The 16,032-nt window shown below is 73.8% G+C and carries 15 protein-coding genes; 7 read left to right on the forward strand and 8 right to left on the reverse strand.

Features of this window, described 5'->3' with window-relative positions:
- Positions 1–10 precede the first annotated feature (10 nt).
- Genes RY076_RS11610 through RY076_RS11620 form a run of 3 tightly spaced genes read left to right on the forward strand, consistent with a single transcriptional unit; the run spans position 11 to position 3,615 of the window.
- Complete coding sequence (locus RY076_RS11610; RefSeq protein ID WP_323097966.1) at positions 11–1,030, forward strand: polyprenyl synthetase family protein; 1,020 nt, start codon at positions 11–13, stop codon at positions 1,028–1,030.
- Between the two features lie 43 nt (positions 1,031–1,073).
- A complete protein-coding gene (locus RY076_RS11615; protein ID WP_323097968.1) occupies positions 1,074–2,291 on the forward strand; it encodes a type III PLP-dependent enzyme domain-containing protein in 1,218 nt (405 codons plus the stop codon).
- The gene (locus RY076_RS11620) at positions 2,284–3,615 is read left to right on the forward strand and encodes a D-arabinono-1,4-lactone oxidase (RefSeq protein ID WP_323097972.1); all 1,332 of its coding nucleotides are present in this window, start codon (positions 2,284–2,286) and stop codon (positions 3,613–3,615) included. The genes RY076_RS11615 and RY076_RS11620 overlap by 8 nt, the downstream gene beginning before the upstream one ends.
- 211 nt (positions 3,616–3,826) lie before the next feature.
- Here RY076_RS11620 and RY076_RS11625 read toward each other — a convergent pair whose 3' ends face one another.
- The 8 genes from RY076_RS11625 to RY076_RS11660 form a co-directional block, all read right to left on the reverse strand.
- Positions 3,827–4,138 carry a hypothetical protein gene (locus RY076_RS11625; protein ID WP_323097974.1) on the reverse strand — a complete coding sequence of 104 codons (312 nt, stop codon included), beginning with the start codon at positions 4,136–4,138 and terminating at the stop codon, positions 3,827–3,829.
- Positions 4,139–4,165: 27 nt separating this feature from the next.
- Positions 4,166–4,540, reverse strand: a complete 375-nt coding sequence (locus RY076_RS11630) for a VOC family protein (RefSeq protein WP_323097977.1) — start codon at positions 4,538–4,540, stop codon at positions 4,166–4,168.
- Between the two features lie 9 nt (positions 4,541–4,549).
- A complete protein-coding gene (locus RY076_RS11635; protein ID WP_323097981.1) occupies positions 4,550–6,109 on the reverse strand; it encodes an MFS transporter in 1,560 nt (519 codons plus the stop codon).
- Entirely contained in the window at positions 6,106–7,473 is a 1,368-nt protein-coding gene (locus RY076_RS11640) for a class II fumarate hydratase (RefSeq protein ID WP_413785770.1), read from the reverse strand. The genes RY076_RS11635 and RY076_RS11640 overlap by 4 nt, the downstream gene beginning before the upstream one ends.
- A gap of 134 nt (positions 7,474–7,607) precedes the next feature.
- Positions 7,608–8,633, reverse strand: a complete 1,026-nt coding sequence (gene rarD / locus RY076_RS11645) for an EamA family transporter RarD (protein WP_413785760.1) — start codon at positions 8,631–8,633, stop codon at positions 7,608–7,610.
- On the reverse strand, positions 8,630–9,706 hold the full coding sequence (locus tag RY076_RS11650) for a 2-oxoacid:ferredoxin oxidoreductase subunit beta (protein ID WP_323097986.1): 1,077 nt from the start codon (positions 9,704–9,706) through the stop codon (positions 8,630–8,632). Before RY076_RS11650 ends, rarD begins: the two co-directional genes overlap by 4 nt.
- Entirely contained in the window at positions 9,703–11,673 is a 1,971-nt protein-coding gene (locus RY076_RS11655; protein ID WP_323097988.1) for a 2-oxoacid:acceptor oxidoreductase subunit alpha, read from the reverse strand. Before RY076_RS11655 ends, RY076_RS11650 begins: the two co-directional genes overlap by 4 nt.
- 190 nt (positions 11,674–11,863) lie before the next feature.
- The gene (locus RY076_RS11660) at positions 11,864–13,372 is read right to left on the reverse strand and encodes a hypothetical protein (RefSeq protein WP_323097990.1); all 1,509 of its coding nucleotides are present in this window, start codon (positions 13,370–13,372) and stop codon (positions 11,864–11,866) included.
- A 73-nt stretch (positions 13,373–13,445) separates the two neighbouring features.
- Here RY076_RS11660 and RY076_RS11665 point away from each other — a divergent pair, with 73 nt between their 5' ends.
- From RY076_RS11665 to RY076_RS11680, 4 genes are read left to right on the forward strand one after another with little or no spacing between them, the layout of a single operon-like run.
- Complete coding sequence (locus RY076_RS11665) at positions 13,446–13,805, forward strand: NADH-quinone oxidoreductase subunit A (protein ID WP_323097992.1); 360 nt, start codon at positions 13,446–13,448, stop codon at positions 13,803–13,805.
- Positions 13,805–14,518 (forward strand): NADH-quinone oxidoreductase subunit B, encoded by a 714-nt coding sequence (locus RY076_RS11670; protein WP_413785761.1) that lies wholly within the window; start codon positions 13,805–13,807, stop codon positions 14,516–14,518. The genes RY076_RS11665 and RY076_RS11670 overlap by 1 nt, the downstream gene beginning before the upstream one ends.
- Positions 14,515–15,039, forward strand: coding sequence for an NADH-quinone oxidoreductase subunit C (locus tag RY076_RS11675; protein WP_323097994.1), 525 nt, complete (start codon positions 14,515–14,517; stop codon positions 15,037–15,039). The genes RY076_RS11670 and RY076_RS11675 overlap by 4 nt, the downstream gene beginning before the upstream one ends.
- Positions 15,036–16,001 (forward strand): complex I subunit 1/NuoH family protein, encoded by a 966-nt coding sequence (locus tag RY076_RS11680; protein WP_323097996.1) that lies wholly within the window; start codon positions 15,036–15,038, stop codon positions 15,999–16,001. Before RY076_RS11675 ends, RY076_RS11680 begins: the two co-directional genes overlap by 4 nt.
- Positions 16,002–16,032: the final 31 nt, after the last annotated feature.

Here is a 16,032-nt window from a genome sequence, read left to right on the forward strand (position 1 = left end):
GCGCGAGCCGATGACAACGCACGCCACGCCGCCGGTCCTCGGGATCCCGGGGGCCACGCCCGAGCTCGCCGCCACGCTGCGCGACGGGCTCGAGCGGGTCGACGCCCTCCTGCGCGAGGTCGTCGACCACGACGACCCGTTCATCGCGCAGGCCTCCGGCCACCTGCTCGAGGCCGGAGGCAAGCGGTTCCGGCCGCTGCTGACGCTCCTGGCGGCCGAGCTGGGCGAGGGCATCAACGACGACGTCGTGCGGGCCGCGGCCGGGGTCGAGCTGACCCACCTCGCCTCGCTCTACCACGACGACGTCATGGACGACGGGCGCATGCGCCGGGGCGTCACGTCGGCGAACGTCGCCTTCGGCAACTCGACGGCGATCCTCGTCGGCGACCTGCTCTTCGGCAAGGCCTCCGAGCTGGTCGCCGGGCTCGGGGCGGAGGCGGTGCTCATCCAGGCGCAGACCTTCGTGCGGCTGTGCGCGGGGCAGATCCGCGACGACCGCGCTTGCCCCGAGGGCGTCGACCCGGTCGACTACTACCTCGGCGTCCTCGCCGACAAGACCGGCGTGCTCATCGCGACGGCCGGGCGCTACGGCGTCATGTTCAGCGGCGGCTCGGCCGAGACAGCAGAGACGCTGCGCCTGTACGGCGAGAAGGTCGGCATCGCCTTCCAGCTGGCCGACGACCTCATCGACATCGAGTCCGAGTCGGGGGAGTCCGGCAAGGTGCCCGGCACCGACCTGCGCGAGGGCGTCGACACGCTCGCGGTGCTGCGGGCCCGGTCGCTCGCCGACCCGTCCCGGCCGCAGGACACCCGGCTGATCGAGCTGCTCGACACCGACCTGTCCGAGGACGAGGCCGGCGTCGCCGAGGCTCTCGAGCTGCTGCGGAGCCACCCCGGGCTCGAGCGGGCCCGCGAGGAGACCTTCGCCGTGGCGCGCGACGCCCAGCGGCTGCTCGACCCGCTGCCCGACAGCGACGCCAAGGCGGCGCTGCAGGCCCTGGCCCTCTCGGTCGTCGAGCGCGCGGGGTGACGTCACGGGCCGGTGGTGAGGTGACGCTCGGTAGGGTGCGCTCATGAGCGGCCACCCCTCCACGCCCGCCTCGACGCCCGCCGCGGCGCCCCGCGGCCGGCTCACCGCCCCGCGGCTGTCGGCCGCGACCGTCGGGCTGCCCTACCCGCTCGCCGTCGTCGACGTCGACGCGTTCGACGCCAACGCGTCGGCGCTCGTCCGCCTGGCCGGCGGGCTGCCGATCCGCGTCGCGACGAAGTCGCTGCGCTGCCGCTCGCTCATCGAGCGGGCTCTGGCGCGGGAGGGCTTCGCCGGTCTCATGTGTTACTCGGCCTGCGAGGCGATCTGGTGGGCGCGCTCCGGGCAGCGCGATGTGCTGCTCGCCTACCCGAGCGTCGACGTCGAGGCGCTGGCCGAGATCGCCGCCGACGCCGAGGTGCGCGCGTCCGTCGCCGTCATGGTCGACAGCGTCGAGCACGTCGACCTGCTGGCCCGCGACGTGCCGGGGCACGTCGGCCTGCGGGTGGCCGTCGACGTCGACGCCTCGCTGCGGGTCGGTCCCGCACACATGGGCGTCCGGCGCTCCCCGACGCGCACGCCCGCTGACGTCGAGGCGGTCATCCGCCGTGCGCAGGCCCACGGCCTCGTCGTCGTCGGCCTCATGTTCTACGACGCCCAGATCGCCGGGCTGCCCGACACCGGGCCCGCGGTGCGCCGGATGAAGAAGGCGTCGGCCAAGGAGCTGCTGGCCCGGCGCGGCGAGGTCGTCGCGGCGGCCCGGGCCCTGGCCGACCTCGAGATCGTCAACGGCGGTGGCACCGGCAGCCTGCACGTCACCGGGCGCGACGCCTCGCTCACCGAGCTCGCCGCCGGGTCGGGCCTCTACGCGCCGACGCTCTTCGACGACTACGACGCCCTCGACCTGACACCGGCGGCCTTCTTCGGCACCGCCGTCGTGCGACGCCCCGCCGACGGCGTCGTCACGGCGTACGGCGGCGGCTACGTCGCGTCGGGCCCGCCGGGCTGGTCGCGGGTGCCCGAGCCGCTCGAGGAGCAGGGCCTGCGGCTCGAGCGGCGCGAGGGCACGGGCGAGGTGCAGACGCCGCTGCGCGGACCCGGGGCCGACCGGCTCGCGCTCGGCGACCGAGTATGGTTCCGACACGCCAAGGCAGGGGAGCTGGCCGAGCGGTTCACCGAGTTCGTGCTCGTGGCCGGTGCCGGTGGCGACGAGGTCGTCGGACGTGCCGCGACCTACCGCGGGGAAGGGCAGTGCTTTGGCTGAGAAGGCGACACGCGTCGTGCGGAGCGTCGAGTGGTCCAACTGGGCCGGCACCGAGTCGACGAAGCTGGCCCGCGTCGCGACGCCGCGCAGCGAGGCCGAGGTGGCCGACGAGCTGCGCCGGGCGGCCGACCGCGACCTGCGGGTCAAGGCGATCGGCGCCGGGCACTCGTTCACCGGCGTCGCCGTCACCGACGGCGTCCAGCTGCGCCTCGGCGCGCTGACGGGCATCACCTCGATCGACGCGACGCGCGGCGAGGCCACGGTGCGCGCCGGTACGCCGCTGCACGTGCTCAACGAGGAGCTCGCCGCCTTCGGCTACGCGCTGCCGAACCTCGGTGACGTCGACCGCCAGAGCATCGCCGGCGCCACCGGTACGGGCACCCACGGCACCGGCCTTCGCCTGCAGGGGCTGTCCGCCGGCATCCGCGGCCTGCGCCTCGTGCTCGCCGACCGCTCGGTCGTCGACTGCTCGCCGCGGCGCGAGCCCGAGCTGTTCCAGGCCGCACGCCTGGGCCTCGGCGCCCTCGGCGTCGTCACCGAGATCACGCTCGCGGTCGTGCCGGCCTTCCTGCTGCACGCCGTCGAGAAGCCCGAGCCGCTCCTCGACGTGCTCGACCACCTCGACGTCGTGGCCGAGACCAACGACCACTTCGAGTTCTACTGGTTCCCGCACACCGACCGCACCCAGACCAAGCGCAACAACCGGGTGCCCGCGGGCACGACCGCCAAGCCGCTGCCGGCCTGGCGCGAGCGGCTCGACGACGACCTGCTGGCCAACCGGTTCTTCGAGCTGACCAACCGCGTCGCCACCCGGATGCCACGCACGACCCGCGGCATCAACGCCGTCGCCTCGCGGGCGCTGTCGGAGCGGCAGTACACCGACTGGTCGTACAAGGTCTTCGTCACGGAGCGCGACGTGCGCTTCATGGAGTCCGAGTGGGCCTTCCCGCGCGCCTCGCTCGCCGACGTTCTCCTCGAGCTGCGGCAGTGGGTCGACACCCACGACGAGCAGATCTCCTTCCCGGTCGAGTGCCGGGTGGCCGCCGCCGACGACGTCTGGCTCTCGACGGCCTACGAGCGGGAGAGCTGCTACGTCGCGATCCACAAGTACCACCGCCAGCAGCCCGGCGCCTACTTCCAGGCGTTCGAGGCGATCGCGGTCAACCACGGCGGTCGGCCGCACTGGGGCAAGATGCACACCCGCGACGCCGCCTACCTGCGCGGGATGTACCCACGGTTCGACGACTTCCTCGCCGTGCGCGACCGCGTCGACCCGAAGCGTCGGTTCGCCAACCCCTACCTCGAGCGGGTGCTCGGCTCCTGACGTCGCCCCGCGCAGCGCTGACCGCGACGCAGCCGCCCGCCGCGCCCGCTCTGCGTTGCTCCACGAACCGTGCCAGCCGACAGGCTCCTACGGACTGGCCCACCCTGCGGAGCAATGCAGAGCGAACGACGATGCACCCGTCGTCCGAGCCCGACGCCCGAGGCGGCGCCGTCGAGCAGGCGATCCGGCTCCTTCTCGACGTGGGGGGGGCTCAGGTGGAGCGTGCGGTGCGCTGGCGCTCCCAGGCGAGATGCAGGGCCTCCTCGAGCACGGCCCGGTTCCCGGCGAGGTCGGCCTGCACCTTGGTGTGCGCCTCCCAGGCGGGTGGCACGCCGAAGGTGTCCGGGTGCTGGGCCACGAGCCGTTCCCGGTCCGCGCCGCCGAGGCGCACGAGCAGCGTTCCGGGGGCGTCGGCCCGCGCCACGAGCAGGCCGTCCACGTACCAGGCTCGCCGGCCGTCGACGCGCCGGGCGCGGCAGCCCTCGAGCGTCGCGAGGTAGGCCTCGACGTCGTCCAGCGTCATCGGCCGAGCGTAGCCGCGGTGGTGGGGTCAGGGGGCGAAGGGCGTGATGCAGAACGGGTGCCCGGCCGGGTCGAGCAGCACGCGCCACCGGTGGTCCGGCTGGCGGTCGGCGAGGCGCGCGCCCAGGGACACGGCGCGGTCGGCGAGCGCGTCGAGGGAGCCGGCGTCCTCGGCCGTCAGGTCGAGGTGCAGCACCGAGGTGCCGGGCCAGACCGGCTCGACATGGCCCGCGACCTGCTGGGCCACGAACACGAGCCCGCCGACGTCGACCGCAGACGCGTGCTCGTTCGACCACAGCAGGCGGCCTGCGAGCAGGTCGGCCCAGAACCGTGCCAGCGTCCGGTGGTCGGCGCAGTCGAGCGACACGGCACCGACGCGCAGGGCTGGTCGAGGTGGCTCCACGCGCCGATGCTAGCGAGCCGGGTCCGCGCCGACGGCAGCCGCGCGCTCGGTACTCGTGCCGGGGCAGCCCTGGGTGCCCGAGCAGGACCAGCCTGCGGGGCTCCGCGTACCGGCGCCGACGGCGGCGACGGGCTCCTCGGACACCTCGCGGGCATCGCTCTCGGGCTCCGGCACGTCGTTGCGGATGAGCAGCCACGACACGGCGGCACCGGCGAGGAGCATCACGGCGCAGACGAGCATGGCGGTGCGGTAGGCCGACGAGAACGCCTCAGGCCGGGCGTAGTCCGCGCCGGACAGGCCGACGGCGGCGGGGAGCGCGGCCACGGCCAGCAGGCTGCCCGAGCGGGCCACGGCGTTGTTGACGCCGCTGGCCACGCCGGCGAAGCGGTCCGGCGCCGCGGCGAGCACCGTGGCGGTGAGCGGGGCGACGAGCAGCACGAGCCCGATGCCGAAGACCGTGACGCCGGGCAGCACCCCGGTCCAGTAGGACGTCGACGCGTTGACGCCGGCGAGCAGCAGCGTCCCGAGCCCGCAGAACACGGGACCGACCGTCATGGGCACGCGCGGCCCGATGCGGGCCGCGAGCTCACCGCCGCGGGCCGCGAACAGCAGCATGAGCACGGTGATCGGCAGGGTGGCGACGCCGGCCGGCAGCGGCCCCCAGCCGAGCACGGTCTGCAGCTGCAGGGTGAGGAAGAAGAAGACGGCCCCGAGCGCCGCGTAGACGAGCAGGGTCATGCCGTTGGCGGCGCTGAACTGTCGCGAGGCGAACAGCGACGGCGGCACCATCGGGTGGTGGGTGCGGCGCTCGACGACGACGAAGGCCACCCCGAGCAGGACCCCCAGGCCCGCGACGGCCACGGTGCCGCCGGCGCCGAGCGCGTCGTGCTCGATGAGGGCGAAGGTCGTGACGCCGAGCGCGAGCGTGGCGAGGACCGCGCCGGCGACGTCGAAGGTGTGGTCGGCCTCGGCGTCGCGCGTCTCGGGCACGGCGGTCACCGCGATGACCACCGTGAGGATGCCGAGGGGCACGTTGAGCAGGAACGCCCAGCGCCAGCTCGCGTACTCGACGAGCCAGCCGCCGACGAACGGGCCGATGGCGACCGCGATGCCGCCGAGGCCGGACCAGGCGCCGATGGCGCGGCCGCGGTCGTCGTGGCGGAAGGTCGACTGGATCATCGCGAGGCTGCCCGGGGTGAGCAGGGCCCCGCCGATGCCCTGGAGCACGCGGGCCGCGATGAGCTGCCCGGGCGACTGGGCCAGCCCGCACGCCGCCGAGGCGAGGGTGAACCACACGACACCGATGACGAACACGCGTCGGCGGCCGTAGCGGTCGCCGAGCGAGCCGCCGAGCAGGATGAGTGAGGCCAGCGCGAGGAGGTAGCCGTTCGAGATCCACTGCAGCCCAGCCAGATCGGCGGACAGCTCGCGGCCGATGCGCACGAGGGCGACGTTGACGACGGTGCCGTCGAGCATCGCCATCCCGGAGCCGAGCACGGCTGCCGTGACGACGAGCCGCCCAGCCCGTGTCCTCAGAGCCAGCCCCTCGACCTGCTCGCCGGTGGTCACGAGCGGCTCGGCGGACGCGTCATGGCGAGCACGTCGAGGGCGGCGTCCAGCTGCTCCTCGGTGAGGCGTCCGTCGGCGACGTGGCCCTGCTCGATGACGACCTCCCGGATCGTCTTCCGCTCGCGGACGGCCTGCTTGACGACGGCCGCAGCGGTCTCGTAGCCGAGGTAGCGGTTGAGCGGGGTGACGACCGACGGGGACCCCTCGGCGAGGGTGCGGGCGTGCTCGACCTCGGCCGTGATCCCGTCGATGCAGCGGTCGGCGAGCAGGCGTGCCGACGCGGCGAGCAGCGTCAGCGACTCGAGGACGTTGCGGGCCAGCACCGGCAGCATGACGTTGAGCTCGAAGTTGCCGGCGGCGCCCGCGGTGGTCACCGTGACGTCGTTGCCGATGACCTGCGCGCACACCATGAGGGTGGCCTCCGGCACGACGGGGTTGACCTTGCCGGGCATGATGCTCGAGCCGGGCTGGAGGTCGGGCAGGTGGATCTCGCCGAGGCCGGTGCGCGGACCCGATGACATCCACCGCAGGTCGTTGCAGATCTTCGTCAGGCCGACGGCCACGACCTTGAGCGCGCCCGACAGTTCGACCACGGCGTCCTGGGTCGACTGCGCCTCGAAGTGGTCCTGCGCCTCGCGGAAGGCGATACCGGTGTCGCCCGACACCCGTTCGATGACGGCGGCCGCGAAGCCGGGAGCCGCGTTGAGGCCCGTGCCGGCCGCGGTGCCGCCGAGGGGCAGCTCGGCCGTCGCGCCGGCCGCGTGGCGCACCCGCTCGACGCCGAGCTCGACCTGCCGGCGGTAGCCCCCGAACTCCTGGCCGAGGGTGACGGGCACGGCGTCCATGAGGTGGGTCCGACCGGCCTTGACGACGTCGGCGAACTCGATCTCCTTGCGCCCCAAGGCTTTCGCGAGGTGCTCGAGCGCCGGGGCGAGGGTGGTCATGGCGGCCACGGTGGCGGCCACACGCAGGGCGCTGGGGAACGTGTCGTTGCTCGACTGGCCGGCGTTGACGTGGTCGTTGGGGTGTACGGCCAGGCCCGAGGAGAGGTGGGCCAGGCGCGCCACGACCTCGTTGACGTTCATGTTCGTCGAGGTGCCCGAACCGGTCTGGAAGACGTCGACGGGGAACTGGTCGTCGTGCTCTCCCCGCGCGACGGCGTCGGCCGCGGCGGCGACGGCCTGCGCCATGTCAGGCTCGAGCACGCCGAGGTCGGCGTTGACCCGGGCGGCGGCGGCCTTGAGCCGGGCCAGGGCGTGCACGACGCCGGGCGGGACCGGCTGGCCGCTGATCGGGAAGTTCTCGACGGCGCGGGCCGTCTGCGCGCCCCAGAGGGCGTCGGCCGGCACCTGTACCTCGCCCATCGAGTCGTGCTCGGTCCGGGTCGGGGCGCCGTCGACCCCGGCGGCGCTCCCGGTGCTTCCCCTGCTCGGCGTCACTGCGCTCATGACCTCATCCTGCCCCCTCGGAGGCTGGTCCCGGCGGGTCAGGACCTCGGTCAGCGGGGGCAGTCGTCGGCGGGCACGGGGCGCGGCTCGAGCGCCGCGAGCCGGGTGGCCCGCCGGTTGGCCCGCACGCTGAGGAGCGAGTCGGTCGTCAGGACGAGCAGCGCCACCCAGACGATGCCGAAGCCGACCCACCGCTCGGCGGGCAGGTGCTCGCCGAGGAGCAGCACCGCGCACAGCAGCTGCATGACCGGGGTGATGAACTGGATGAGGCCGATCGTCACGAGCGGGACGCGTCGGGCCGCGGCGGCGAAGCACAGCAGCGGCACCGCGGTGACGACGCCCGAGAGCACGAGCAGCGTCGTGTGCGCTGCGCCGTGGTGGCCGAACGCGAGCTCGCCCTGTGAGCCGACGACGAGGAGGGTCACGGCCGCGACCGGAGCCAGGATGACGGTCTCGACGGTGAGCCCGTGCATCGCCTCGAGGCTCGCCCCGAGCTTCTTCTTGGTCAGCCCGTAGAGGGCGAACGACACGGCGAGGGAGAGCGCGACCCAGGGCACGCGTCCGCCCGCGACGCCGAGGTACACCCCGGCCGCGGCGCCGATGCCGACGGCGACCCACTGGAGCAGTCGGAGCCGCTCGCGCAGCACGACGACGCCGAGGGCGACGGTGACGAGCGGGTTGAGGAAGTAGCCGAGGGCCGCCTCGCTCGTGTTGCCCGACACGACGGCGGCGACGTACACGACCCAGTTGACGGCGATGAGCACGGCCGCGACGGTGAGCCCGACGAGCAGCCGGGGCCGGCGCAGCAGCGGTGCGATCCACGCGAAGTCGCGGCGCACGAGCAGGACGAGCGCGCAGAAGAGCAGCGTCCAGAGGATCCGGTTGGCGAGGATCTCCCAGGCGCCGGCCGGGCGCAGCGCGTCGAAGTAGAGCGGGAACAGCCCCCACATGCCGTACGCGGCGAAGCCGAGCAGCGTGCCGCGCCCGACCTCGCCCTCGGGTGAGCCGAGCGTCAGGCCGCCGGTGCGCGACGAGGGGCGCGACCCTGGACGGAGGCTCGGACGGGAGGCCGTCACGCGTCGGGCGTCTCGCCGACGGTCCACGTGTCGCGACCGGCGAGGAGGGCGTCGATGTCGGCGTCGGTGATCTCGGTGGTGCGCGCCGAGGCCACCTGCTCGCGGAGCAGGTCGTCGTAGGTCGGGCGCGACACGTTGCGGAAGATCCCCATCGGCACGTGGCCGAGGTCGGGGGAGTCGAGGCGCGAGAGGGCGAAGGCGGCCGACGGGTCGGTCGCGACGGCGTCGTGGACGACGACCCGGGCCGGGTCGGCCTCGGCGCGCGGCACGACGGCGAGCGAGCCGCGGTCGTCGCGCACGACGACGGTCTCGGCCGTGCCGACCTCCTCGCCGTCGGCGAGGTGCAGGATGCGGGCGGCCGCCTCGGTGCGGTCCTTGAGGACGTCGAAGACGCCGTCGTTGAAGATCGGGCAGTTCTGGTAGATCTCGACGAAGGCCGACCCGCGGTGCTCGGCCGCGGCCCGCAGCACCGAGGTCAGGTGCTGGCGGTCGGAGTCCATGGTCCGCGCCACGAAGCTGGCCTCGGCGCCGAGCGCGAGCGACACCGGGTTGAACGGGGTGTCGAGCGAGCCGAGCGGCGTCGACTTGGTGACCTGGCCGATCTGAGAGGTGGGGGAGTACTGGCCCTTGGTCAGGCCGTAGATCTCGTTGTTGAACAGCAGGATCTTGAGGTTGACGTTGCGGCGCAGCGCGTGGATGAGGTGGTTGCCGCCGATCGACAGCGCGTCGCCGTCGCCGGTGACGACCCACACCGAGAGGTCTTCACGCGTGGCGGCCAGGCCGGTGGCGATGGCCGGCGCGCGACCGTGGATCGAGTGCATGCCGTAGGTGTCGAGGTAGTACGGGAAGCGCGAGCTGCAGCCGATGCCGGAGACGAAGACGATGTTCTCGCGGCGCAGGCCGAGCTCGGGCAGGAAGCCCTGGACGGCGGCGAGGATCGCGTAGTCACCGCAGCCGGGGCACCAGCGCACCTCCTGGTCGGAGGTGAAGTCCTTCTTCGTCAGCGCGACGCCCTCGTCGAGGCGCGGGACGCCGGTGGTGCCGATGGCGGGCATGCCGAGGTCGGTGCTCACTTCGCGGTCTCCTTCACGCGCCCGTCGGTGGCGCTGCCGTTCGTCCTGCCGTTCGCGGCCCGGGGCGCCGGGGCGCTCGACGTGGACGCCGTGGACGACGTGGACGACGTTGACGCCGCGGCGATGACGTCGGCGAGGTCGCCGGCCTGGAACGGCAGGCCGCGCACCGAGGTGTGCGACTCGACGTCGACGAGGTACTTCGCCCGCAGCAGCAGGGCCAGCTGGCCGAGGTTCATCTCCGGGACGATGACACGGTCGTAGGCGCGCAGCATCTCGCCGGTGTTGGCGGGGAACGGGTTGAGGTGGCGCAGGTGGGCCTGCGCGACGCGGGCGCCCCGGGCGCGGGCCTGGCGCACGCCGGCCGCGATCGGCCCGTACGTCGAGCCCCAGCCGAGGACGAGGACGTCGGCGTCGCCGGTCGGGTCGTCGACCTCGAGCGGGTCGATGGTGTCGGCGATCCCGTCGATCTTGGCCTGGCGCAGCCGCGTCATGTGGTCGTGGTTGTCGGGGTCGTAGGAGATGTTGCCGGTGACGTCGGCCTTCTCGATGCCGCCGACGCGGTGCTCGAGGCCCGGCGTGCCCGGCACGGCCCACGGCCGGGCGAGGGTCTCGGGGTCGCGCAGGTACGGGTGGAACACCGGGTTGCCGTCGGCGTCGGTGGCGTTGGGCTCGGTGGCGTGCTCGACGGTGAGGTCGGGCAGCTCGGCGGTGCGGGGCAGGCGCCACGGCTCGGACCCGTTGGCGAGGTAGCCGTCGGAGAGCACGATGACCGGGGTGCGGTAGGTCGTGGCGATGCGGACGGCCTCGATGGCGGTGTCGAAGCAGTCGGCCGGCGTGGCCGGGGCCACGACGGCGACCGGCGACTCGCCGTTGCGGCCGAACATCGCCTGGAGCAGGTCGGCCTGCTCGGTCTTGGTGGGCAGGCCCGTGGAGGGGCCCCCGCGCTGGATGTCGCAGACGATCAGCGGCAGCTCGAGCGAGACCGCGAGGCCGATCGTCTCTGCCTTCAGCGCCAGGCCCGGGCCGGAGGTCGTCGTGACGCCGAGCGCCCCGCCGAAGCTGGCCCCGAGGGCGGCGCCGACGCCGGCGATCTCGTCCTCGGCCTGCATCGTGGCGACGCCGTAGCGCTTGAGGCCGGCGAGCGTGTGGAGGATGTCGGAGGCAGGGGTGATCGGGTAGGAGCCGAGGAAGAGCGGCAGGCCGGCCCGGTGGGCGGCGGCGACGAGCCCGAGCGAGAGTGCGACGTTGCCCGTGACGTTGCGGTAGGCGCCCGAACGCATCGGGGCCGGGGCCACCTCGTAGGCGACGGCGAAGTCCTCGGTGGTCTCGCCGTAGTTGAACCCGGCGTGCAGGGCGGCGAGGTTGGCCTCGAGGATGTCCGGCTTGCTCGCGAACTTGCCCTTGAGGAACGCCTCGGTGCCCTCCATGGGGCGGGTGTAGAGCCACGACAGGAGGCCGAGCGCGAACATGTTCTTCGCGCGCTCCTTCTCCTTGCGGGTCAGGTCGCCGAACGAGGCGAGGGCCTCGACGGTGATCGAGGTGAGGGCCACGGGGTGCACGTGCCACGAGTCGAGGGAGCCGTCCTCGAGCGGGCTCTGGGCGTAGCCGACCTTCGAGAGGTTCCGCTTGGAGAACTCGTCGGTGTTGACGATGAGCGTGGCGCCGCGGGGCAGGTCGCGCAGGTTGGCCTTGAGCGCGGCCGGGTTCATCGCGACGAGGACGTCGGGAGCGTCGCCCGGCGTCAGGACGTTGTGGTCGGCGAAGTGCAGCTGGAAGCTGGAGACGCCGGGCAGGGTGCCCTGGGGTGCGCGGATCTCGGCGGGGAAGTTCGGCAGCGTGGACAGGTCGTTGCCGAGCAGTGCCGTCTGAGAGGTGAAGCGGTCACCGGTCAGCTGCATGCCGTCGCCGGAGTCCCCGGCGAACCGTATGACCACGCGATCGAGCTGCTGGACCTTCTTGGTGCTCATGCTCTGCGACGTCCTCGAATTCCTACGATTCACGGCCCGGGGCAGCACGCTGCGGGCTTCTTCCATGCTATGACGCACATCGGCCCACTTTGTGCAGGTGCCACAACGTGGACGACGTCGATTCGTGCGCCGGGGTTCGGGTGGTCGGGCACCGGACGGACGCGGACGGACGCGGGAGCGAGCGTCGGCCTCAGCGTGCGGGCGCCGGCCGGGCCCCGACCATGACGCCGCGCCGCCCCAGCAGGTGGCGGCCGAGGCCGCCGAGCCCGCCGGCGAGCACGAGCGCCACGGCGACGTGCGCGACGCCGAGGGCGAGACCCGACGCGTCGTCGACGACGTGTGCCGCGGCGAGGCACCACACGAGCAGCGGCGTCAGACCCGTCGTGGCGAGATACACGGCGCCCCAGAACAGCACGAACATCGGGTTGCCGCGCTGGAGGTCCCAGCCCGAGCGGAAGGCGTAGACCCCGAGCGCGATCCCCGGCACGGCCAGGACGAGGTAGACGAGGCGGTAGGTGGGCGTGGCGCTCTCGACCCACCCGAACCGCTCCATGAGCCCGAGCGGTGCCCACATGCACCACATCGACACCGCGAACCACGAGCCGAACGCGCCGAACACCTGGGCCAGGCCCCGCCGCCCCGCGATGACGGCCCGGTTGCGCACCGCCTCGCGCCGGTCGTTGGTGCCTCGCCACGTCGGGGCCGGGCCGCGCGAGCGGACACCGTCGACGGCGATGGTGCCCCACTCCTTGGGCCAGACCCACAGGATCATCCACGTCAGCCCGGCGAAGAGGGCGTACGCCGCCACCGTGACCCACGGGTTGGACGCGTCGAGGTTGAGGCGGTCGCCGTCGCCGAGCACCGACGCCGCGGATGAGGCCGTGGCGAAGCCGGTGAGGCCGGCGGCGAGGAACGCGACGGCCGTCGTGATCGGGTCGACGGCACCGGACGCGTCCAGCTGCCCGGGCCCGGGGGCGTCGTCCCCGGTGCCGGGGACGCGTCCGGTGCCGAGTCCGAGGCGCCGGTGGAAGAGCTGGGCGACCAGCGTGAACGGGCCGAGCCACGCGGTGCCCGCCACGAGCGTCAGCGGCAGCAGCCACGGGCCGGAGCTGCGCAGCCGGGCCGCGGCGTCGGCGGCGAGCGTCGCGTCGTCGACCGACGGCTCGAGCGGCACGACGACGTGGCAGCGGGTCGGCGTCGCGAGGCAGCGGGTGCGGTCGGTGCCGACCCGGCCGAGCCAGACCGTGGCCGGAGGCGCACCTGCCGCGGCCAGGGCGGCGAGCAGCTCGGCCTCCCGCCCGGCCGACGGCCCGCGCACGCCCGGCACGGCGCGCAGCACGCGCTCGTCGAGGAAGCGCAGCCACGTCACCGCGACGACGAGCAGGCACCCGAGGACGAACCACCAGAAGTAGGGCCCGCCCCGCTGGAGCCAGCCCATGAGGAGCAGCCACGGCCACCCGGTCGCGACGGTGACGAGCGCGACGCCGAGCGCCCACGCCGGCAGCCCCCGCACCCAGGCGCGCAGCACCGGGCCGCGCGAGGGGCGGTCGGGCGCCACCTGCTCGTCCCAGCCCATCGCGTCCTCGCCGGGCCCGTCAGGCCGCGCGCGTGCGCCGGGGGCGCCCTCCGCATCGACCACCCGGTCGCGGGTCGGGTCGGGCACGACGTCGTCCTGGTCCCTGCTTCCCCTGTGAACCATGGCCCGCAGGGTAGCCCGGATGCCGCGGACCGCACCGTGCCACGCACCTGCAGGCATGGATAGGCTGGCCGACATGTCCGGGTACGTAGCCGTCGCAGCGGTGCTCGCCGCAGGCGTCGTCCTCGTGACCGCCGCGATGCTCGCCCGGCGGCTCCTGGCCCCGAGCGCGCCGCTGCCGGCCAAGCTGACCACCTACGAGTCCGGTGTCGACCCCGTCGGCGAGGGCTGGGCCCAGACCAAGGTGCGCTACTTCGTGTTCAGCTTCCTCTACGTCGTCTTCGCCGTCGACGCCATCTACCTGTTCCCGTGGGCGCTCGTGCTGCGCGACGCGTCGATCGGCCGGGCCAGCCTCGTCGAGATGGGCATCTTCATCGGCGTCATCGTCCTCGGGCTCGCGCACGCGGCCCGACGCGGCCTGCTGAGGTGGGTGTGATGGCGCAGCACGAGCCCGGACAGCCCGTCGACCTGCCGATGCCGACCGTCGCGTCGGCGCACGCGCCCGTGCGGATGGGGGCCCTCGGCGGCCACGCCCCGCGGCCCATCAAGGTCGTCCTCAACTGGGGCCGGCGCTACTCGCTCTGGGTCTTCAACTTCGGGCTCGCCTGCTGCGCCATCGAGTTCATCGCCGCGTCGATGGGCCGCCACGACTTCATCCGGCTCGGCGTCATCCCCTTCGCGCCCGGTCCCCGGCAGGCCGACCTCATGGTCGTGTCGGGCACGGTGACCGACAAGATGGCCCCGGCGATCCGCCGCCTCTACGACCAGATGCCCGAGCCGAAGTACGTCATCTCCTTCGGTGCCTGCTCCAACTCGGGCGGCCCGTACTGGGACTCCTACTCGGTGACCAAGGGCGTCGACCAGGTCATCCCCGTCGACGTCTACGTGCCGGGGTGCCCGCCGCGGCCCGAGGCCCTGCTGCACGGCATCATCCGCCTGCAGGAGCAGATCGCCGACGAGCGGCTGTCGGCCCAGCGGATCCGCGGCCGGTACGCCGGCCACCGCGTCGCGAGCTCCGGCGACGTGCGTCGTCCCCTCCTGTCGCGCCCGGATCGTGGGTCCGACGCGTCCGGTGCCTCCCACGCGTCCGGCACGCCCGATGCGTCCGGCGCGTCCGGCACCGGTGCGCCGTCGGGGGCCGACCGATGATCACCGCCGACCCGCGCGACGTGCCGCTCGGCGCGTGGGCGAGCGCCGTCCTGCAGCTGCGCGAGGCGGGGCACACCTACTTCGACTGGCTCACCGCCGTCGACGAGACCGACCGCGACGACGCGCCCGGCTTCGACGTCGTCTGCCACCTCATCGACCCCTCGAGCCCCGGGGCCGCCACCGGCGTCCTCGTGCGCACCCGCGTGCCGGCCGACCAGCCCGTGCCGTCGCTGACTCCCGTCTTCGCCGGCGCCGCCTGGCACGAGCGCGAGACCCACGAGATGTTCGGCATCGACTTCGACGGCTTCGACGACGGCACCGGCCTCGGCCTGCGCCCGCTCCTGCTGCCCGAGGGCTTCGAGGGCACGCCGCTGCGCAAGTCCTTCGTGCTCGCGGCCCGCGCATCGAAGCAGTGGCCCGGCGCCAAGGAGCCGGGGGAGGGGCACGACAGCGCCCGCGCCCCCGGCCGCCGACGCGTCCAGGCGCCGGGCGTCCCCGGCCCCGAGTGGGGGCCGCGATGACGCTCGCCCCCTGGCTCGAGGTGGTCGTGCGGGCCGTCGCCGTGCTCGCCGCCTTCCTCGTGCTGCCGCTGCTCGTCGGGCAGACCGAGCACAAGGTCATGGCGCACATGCAGGGCCGGCTCGGCCCGATGTACGCCGGAGGGTTCCACGGCTGGGCCCAGCTCGTCGCCGACGGCGTCAAGTTCGTCCAGAAGGAGGACGTGACGCCGGCCCGCGCCGACCGCTGGGTGTTCCGCCTCGCGCCGTTCGTCGCCCTCGTGCCCTACCTCGTCGCGCTCGCGGTCGTGCCGCTGTCGCCGCGCGTCGTCGGGGCCGACGTCGACGCGAGCGTCGTGCTCGTCCTCGCCGCCGTGGGCGTCGGGGTCGTCGGCACCCTGATGGCCGGGTGGGCCTCGGCGAACAAGTACTCGCTCCTCGGCGGCATGCGCGCGGCCGCCCAGCTCGTGTCCTACGAGCTGCCGCTCGTGCTGTCGGTCGCGTCGGTCGCGCTGGCCGGGGGCACGCTGTCGCTCATCGGCATCGCCGAGGCCTGGACGCCGTGGTGGCTGCTGTGGCAGCTGCCCGGCATGGTCGTCTTCCTCGTCGCGGCGCTCGCCGAGCTGCAGCGGCCGCCGTTCGACATGCCGGTCGCCGACTCCGAGATCGTCTTCGGCGCCTTCACCGAGTACACCGGCCTGCGGTTCGCGTTCTTCCTGCTCGCCGAGTACGCCGGCATCGTCGTGTTCTCGCTCCTGTTCGCGGTGCTGTTCCTCGGCGGGTGGGCCGGCCCGCTCGAGTCGACCCTCGGCTGGCTGTGGACCCTCCTCAAGGGCTTCCTCGTCGCCGTCGTCGTCATCTGGCTGCGGGTGTCGTGGCCGCGGATGCGCGAGGACCAGCTCCAGCGCCTCGCCTGGGTGTGGCTCGTGCCGCTGTCGCTGTTCCAGCTCGCCCTGACCGCCGTGGGCGTGGTGATGGTCCGATGAGCCGTCCGCCGTTCCCGCCCCGCTCGCCACG

It is taken from the genome of Intrasporangium zincisolvens (assembly GCF_034724055.1).
Classification (GTDB): domain Bacteria; phylum Actinomycetota; class Actinomycetes; order Actinomycetales; family Dermatophilaceae; genus Monashia; species Monashia zincisolvens.

What these genes read in the sequence shown, in the direction of transcription:
- RY076_RS11615 (WP_323097968.1), top strand. Translation starts at nt 1,074, where the DNA reads ATGAGCGGCCACCCCTCCACGCCCGCCTCGACGCCCGCCGCGGCGCCC.
- RY076_RS11680 (WP_323097996.1), top strand. Translation starts at nt 15,036, where the DNA reads ATGACGCTCGCCCCCTGGCTCGAGGTGGTCGTGCGGGCCGTCGCCGTG.
- RY076_RS11670 (WP_413785761.1), top strand. Translation starts at nt 13,805, where the DNA reads ATGGCGCAGCACGAGCCCGGACAGCCCGTCGACCTGCCGATGCCGACC.
- RY076_RS11660 (WP_323097990.1), bottom strand. Translation starts at nt 13,372, where the DNA reads ATGGTTCACAGGGGAAGCAGGGACCAGGACGACGTCGTGCCCGACCCG.
- RY076_RS11610 (WP_323097966.1), top strand. Translation starts at nt 11, where the DNA reads ATGACAACGCACGCCACGCCGCCGGTCCTCGGGATCCCGGGGGCCACG.
- RY076_RS11665 (WP_323097992.1), top strand. Translation starts at nt 13,446, where the DNA reads ATGTCCGGGTACGTAGCCGTCGCAGCGGTGCTCGCCGCAGGCGTCGTC.
- RY076_RS11675 (WP_323097994.1), top strand. Translation starts at nt 14,515, where the DNA reads ATGATCACCGCCGACCCGCGCGACGTGCCGCTCGGCGCGTGGGCGAGC.
- RY076_RS11625 (WP_323097974.1), bottom strand. Translation starts at nt 4,138, where the DNA reads ATGACGCTGGACGACGTCGAGGCCTACCTCGCGACGCTCGAGGGCTGC.
- RY076_RS11640 (WP_413785770.1), bottom strand. Translation starts at nt 7,473, where the DNA reads ATGGGCGAGGTACAGGTGCCGGCCGACGCCCTCTGGGGCGCGCAGACG.
- RY076_RS11655 (WP_323097988.1), bottom strand. Translation starts at nt 11,673, where the DNA reads ATGAGCACCAAGAAGGTCCAGCAGCTCGATCGCGTGGTCATACGGTTC.